The sequence below is a fragment of the Oleiphilus sp. HI0043 genome (genome assembly GCF_001634935.1).
Genome location: NZ_LWEY01001284.1, coordinates 1 through 461 on the forward strand (window position 1 = coordinate 1; position 461 = coordinate 461).

1 protein-coding gene is annotated in these 461 nt (G+C 43.8%); it reads right to left on the bottom strand.

The genetic code is table 11. The annotated features are described in order from the left end of the window. A partial coding sequence (locus tag A3729_RS16720; protein WP_156497984.1) for a ParB/RepB/Spo0J family partition protein occupies positions 1 to 294 on the bottom strand: 294 nt, incomplete at its 3' end. Positions 295 to 461: the final 167 nt, after the last annotated feature.

A 461-nucleotide genomic window follows, 5' to 3' on the forward strand; every position in this document is an offset into this window, starting at 1 on the left:
AGCGATTTGTGCTGCCCGCCAACGCCTTTCGCCCGCAATAATTTCATAGGAGTCTTCGCCACGAGAACGAACCACTATCGGCTGCATAATACCTTGCTGTCGAATTGACTCGGCGAGCTCTTCGAGTGCATCAGGATCCATGTCACGACGAGGCTGATATTTACCTCGTTTTAGAAACTCAACTGGAAGTTGCTTAAGGTCTCCATCGTTTTCAACTTCTTTTTTAAAGTCGACATTTGAGCCCTTGAGTAAAGCGCTTAAACCTTTTTCCCCTAAACCTCGTTTCTTTGCCACGTATTTTCCTACTCACTTAGTAACGCTTGATGATGACCTTTAAAAGTCATGAGCTTAATTATTGTTTTATGCTTCAGCCAAGTCGGCTTTTTTTGCTGCTGCTTTGTTCTTTCTGACGATTTCACCGGCCAATGCCAAATATGCAATCGCACCTTTTGAAGCTTTGT